The following is a 4,613-nucleotide window of genomic DNA, read 5'->3' as shown; positions in this document are numbered from 1 at the left end:
ATTCTACTTATAAGTTCATTGGACGCCTTGTCGGTAAAAGTAGAAAGCAAAATATTTTCAGGAAGAACCCCATCTTGATTTAAAATATAGGCAGTTCTCTCTATCATAGTCTTAGTTTTTCCAGCTCCCGGACCTGCTAAAATAAGGACAGGACCATCTATCTGTTTTACAGCCTCAAGTTGTTTTTCATTTAAATCTTCCATACAATCCTCCTTAAATTAGTTCTTTCTCTTTTTTTATAAAACTATAATAGATATACATACAAATTGGAAAAATCCAAATATATATGGCATAGGGGATAAATCTTATATTCCCAATTCCTAGCATTGCACAAGGTAGATAACAAGCAATATTCCAAGGGATTATACTCGGTAAAATAATTGCACTATTTTCTATATCCTTAGCAAACTCAACCCTCTCAATTTTTTTCTCATCATATATATCTTCCATTATCTGCTCTGTCATTATAACAGTTATAGTTTGATTAGCTCCTATCATTCCAGATATCAAACTGATAAAAACAGTATTTTTAAATAATTCCCCTCTAGTTTTTATTTTTGAAATCTTATTTTTTATATAGTTTAGTACCTCTATTTTTTCAAGTAGCCCAACTAGTGAGCAAGAAAGAAATATTAAAACTGTGGCGTTTAGCATAGATTTTATCCCACCACCTTTTATAATCTCACCAAAATAACTTCCCTCAAATTTATAAAATCCAAAAATTATATAGTTTAAAACTTTAAAAAACTTTTCCCCTTGGACAAATACTCCTATGATTGAGGCTAGAGTTATACTAACCCCCATAGATATTTTTACATTTATCCTAAGAAGTGAAAAAATTATTATTGAAATAAGTGGAATAAAAATAAGATAGATATTTAGATTATAATTTTCTAAAATAAGGTTTGATATTTTATTGTCCCCTATATTTAAAATATAATTTTTGGATAAAACACAATAAAAAATAGAAGTCAATAGATAGGGAACAATCATTGACTTTACCATATTTTTTAAGTTTGAATAAATATCTACACCTGTTAAACTAGCCACTAAGTTTGCACTTGAAGATAGAGGGGACCACCTATCCCCAAAATAAATCCCACAGATTATACTAGCTCCTACTATATTCAGATTTACTCCTCCACTTCTAGCTATTCCCATAAGAGCCACACCTATAGTACTTGCAGTTCCAAAGGAGCTACCTAAGAAAAAGCTCACAAGACTTGTTATAAGGAAAGAAAAAAGTATAAAGAAGTTTGGATTTATAAATTTTATCCCATAATAAATTATCCCAGGGATAGTTCCAGAGGCAAGCCAACTAGAAGTCAAAGCCCCTACAAATATAAATACAAATATAACTATCTTGGATTTTTTCCCATACTCTTCAGAAATTTTTATCAAGGAATTAAAACTATTATTTTTTATCAAGGCCAAGATAAAAATTAGAGTATAAACTAAAAAAACTCCAAGCCCTAAGGCAAATTTTGTTTTTAGTATATAGATTATAGAAATCAACATCAGAAATATTATTTTCATAATTTTCCTCTTTTAAATTTTTAAAATTAGACACCAGATAGGTATGGTTATCATTGAAAGAGCCGAACTAACCAAGATACATTTTGTGGCAAACTCCACATCACCATTGTATTTTCCAGCAAGTATTGCCGTAGTACTTGCAGCAGGCATCCCTGTTATAAGTATCTGAACACCTATAAGTATCTCATCAAATCCAAAAAATTTCCCTACTAAAAAAACTATCAATGGAAGTCCCACAAGTCTTATAGTTGTATAAAACATAACTGTTTTAGTAACAAAATTTTTAAGATCCTTAATCTCCCCTAAAATTAAACCTATCAATATCATTGAAACTGGTGTTGTAGTGTTCCCGATAGATCTTATAGTTCTTCCTAAAAAATCTGGAAGAGGGATTTGAAATATCATCAATATAAGCCCTATATAAACACTGACTAAACAAGGGTGAGTTAAAATCTTTTTAAACAGCTCTTTTTTTGTATTTGCCTTTGTAAAATAAGCAAGTCCCGCTGACCAAAGCAAAGCCCTTTGAGATATTAAAGATATAGAGGCATACATAGCCCCAGCCATTCCAAATACACCCTCAACAACTGCCATTCCCATAAAACCAGCATTTGAAATTACAGTTGCATATTTTAAAACCTTTTGTCTTTCTTCACTTTGATTTCTATATAAAAAATTATTTATTATAATAGCAAAAATCTGTATCCCAAAAGCTAGTAAAAATATTCTTACAAAATTTATTAAAACCTCTATTTTCAATTCCGCCCTAAATGAATTAATAATATTGCAAGGTAAAATAATATTTATTAAAAAGTCTGTTAAAACTTTGTTAGACTCCTCTGGTAAAATACTTTTTCTCTTGGCAAAAACTCCAATAACTATCAATAAAAATAACATCCCTTGTAATGACACTACTCTCTCAAATCCCATACTATCCCCCATTAAAATATTTACTATTATTTTACTACAAAGATAATTTTTTATCAATTTTCATTTTGCTTTTTTAGATTTTGACTTTTAAAATAAAAGATGATAAAATATAATGCAAAATTATTCAGAAAGCTCTCAACTACGAGAGCTTTTATTCTAATTTAATGGAGTGTATATTATGACTGATAGAAAAAAATTAAATGATAAGCTCGAGGTTGAACCTATTGGAAAATTAATAGTTGAACTTTCTGTACCAGCTATCATAGCCCAAATTGTTAATGTTTTATACAACATTATCGATAGAATATTTTTAGGACATCTTGATAGTGCTGGAACTCTAGCCCTTACTGGAATAGGAGTTACTTTTCCTGTAATAGTTGGTATCTCAGCTTTTAGTTCCTTTGCTGGTTATGCAGGGGCTCCCCTTTCAGCTATTGAGCTTGGTAGAAAAAACTTTAAAAAGGCTGAAAAAATATTGGGAAATAGCGTTTCTTTAACTATGTTTTTCGCTATAATAATTCCTTTTATTATATTTATTTTTAGAAAACCACTTCTTTTGACTTTTGGTGCTAGTGAAAATATTATGCCCTATGCCTTAGATTATCTAAATCTTTATCTTTTTGGAACTGTCTTTGTTTTATTAGCCCTTGGACTAAACCCTTTTATCTCTGCCCAAGGTTTTGCTAAAGAGGCTATGTTTTCTATTTTGATAGGTGCTATTTTAAATATTATCCTAGATTATATTTTTATTTCAATCTTTTCTCTTGGAATAAGAGGGGCTGCCATTGCCACAGTTATATCTCAAGCAGTGAGTGCTCTTTGGATAGTTTACTTTTTAACCTCTAAAAAATCTTTTTTAAATATAAAATTAAAATATCTTAGACCAGACTTTAAAATAATAAAAGATATTTTATCCCTTGGAACATCATCTTTCACTATGCAGATAACAGAAAGTATGCTTGGGGTAACTTTAAATAAAAGTTTACAAACTTATGGGGGAGATCTTTATGTTGGAGCTATGGCAATTGCCCAAAGTATTATGCAACTTATCTCTATCCCTGTAAGAGGTTTCTGCTATGGAGCTCAACCTATTATAAGTTATAATTTCGGTGCTAAAAATAAAAAAAGAGTTTTAAAGGCTACAAAAATTATAGTTGGTTCTGCCACAATAGTTTTAAGTTTCCTAACTTTTTTAACTATGATTTTCCCTGTGTTTATATCTTCTATGTTCACAAAGGATCCTATGGTTTTAGAGGTTATGAAAAAAATACTACCTGTATTTATGGGGGGAATGTTGATTTTCGGTGTTCAATATAGTGGACAATCTATATTCTTAGGAATTGGACTTTCTAAAACTTCTATATTCTTAGCTCTTTTTAGAAAGATTTTACTACTTATCCCTCTTGCAATAATACTTCCTAAATATGTTGGAGTAATGGGAGTTTTCTATGCTGAACTTATTTCAGATGTGGCCTCTGCCATAACTGCTATACTAATATTTATTTTTATTTTTAGAAAAGTCTTAGATAAAAATATGAAATAAAAAAAATTGAGCTATTAAACTGATGATTTTGTATTGCACCCAAAATCTTAGACAACTAAGATGGAGGGGGTAATTTTTTTATGGCAAAATTAACTAATAATCAAAAAATTGAAATTTATGAACAAAGATTAAAAGGTGAGTCTTTGAAATCTTTAAGTTTTAATTTTAATATAAGTATATGTATTGATATAGGTTTAATTTCTTACTGCTATAATGTCATAGAAAAGAAAAAATGGAGAAAATCAAAGACTATGACTAAAATAAAAAAATATTAATTAAAGAAGATAAAATTAAAAGTTTAGAAAAAGAAATTTTGTATTTAAAAGCTGAAAATGAATATTTAAAAAAGTTAAATGCTCTAGTTCAGGAAGAAGAATCAGCAAAGAACAAAGAGTTAGAGTAGTAATTGGACTTAGAGCTAAATATCCTTTAAAAATATTACTTAAAATATCTGGTATAGCAAGAACTACATACTATTTTTATGTAAATAAAGAAGATAAAGATGTAAAAAATCAAGATATTATTGATAAAATCAAAGAAATATTCCATGCGAATAAAAAGAGATATGGATATCGTAGAATTACATTAGAACTTAAAAATCAAG

The 4,613-nt window shown here is 28.9% G+C and carries 4 protein-coding genes and 1 pseudogene; 2 read left to right on the top strand and 3 right to left on the bottom strand.

What is annotated here, in order from left to right; genetic code table 11:
* The 3 genes from Q1J48_RS06090 to Q1J48_RS06080 all read right to left on the bottom strand — a co-directional run.
* Positions 1 to 203 (bottom strand): UvrD-helicase domain-containing protein (locus tag Q1J48_RS06090; RefSeq protein ID WP_300361996.1); only part of this gene is annotated, 203 nt, incomplete at its 3' end.
* 10 nt (positions 204 to 213) lie between these two features.
* Positions 214 to 1,536, bottom strand: coding sequence for a Na+/H+ antiporter NhaC family protein (locus tag Q1J48_RS06085; RefSeq protein WP_300361993.1), 1,323 nt, complete (start codon positions 1,534 to 1,536; stop codon positions 214 to 216).
* 12 nt (positions 1,537 to 1,548) lie between these two features.
* Positions 1,549 to 2,466: an AEC family transporter gene (locus Q1J48_RS06080; protein ID WP_300361990.1), complete on the bottom strand. Its 918-nt coding sequence runs from the start codon at positions 2,464 to 2,466 to the stop codon at positions 1,549 to 1,551.
* Between the two features lie 178 nt (positions 2,467 to 2,644).
* Between Q1J48_RS06080 and Q1J48_RS06075 the strand changes: the two genes are divergently transcribed.
* Positions 2,645 to 4,009, top strand: a complete 1,365-nt coding sequence (locus tag Q1J48_RS06075) for an MATE family efflux transporter (protein ID WP_300361988.1) — start codon at positions 2,645 to 2,647, stop codon at positions 4,007 to 4,009.
* A gap of 80 nt (positions 4,010 to 4,089) precedes the next feature.
* Positions 4,090 to 4,613: pseudogene (locus Q1J48_RS06070) on the top strand (IS3 family transposase); the annotation flags it as partial.

Origin of the sequence: Fusobacterium sp., from assembly GCF_029258315.1 — a bacterium.
Taxonomy (GTDB): domain Bacteria; phylum Fusobacteriota; class Fusobacteriia; order Fusobacteriales; family Fusobacteriaceae; genus Fusobacterium_B.
The sequence above is the reverse complement of the archived record's forward strand: the minus strand, read 5'-3'. Positions and strand labels throughout refer to the sequence as shown.

What these genes read in the sequence shown, in the direction of transcription:
- Q1J48_RS06085 (WP_300361993.1), bottom strand. Translation starts at nt 1,536, where the DNA reads ATGAAAATAATATTTCTGATGTTGATTTCTATAATCTATATACTAAAA.
- Q1J48_RS06080 (WP_300361990.1), bottom strand. Translation starts at nt 2,466, where the DNA reads ATGGGATTTGAGAGAGTAGTGTCATTACAAGGGATGTTATTTTTATTG.
- Q1J48_RS06075 (WP_300361988.1), top strand. Translation starts at nt 2,645, where the DNA reads ATGACTGATAGAAAAAAATTAAATGATAAGCTCGAGGTTGAACCTATT.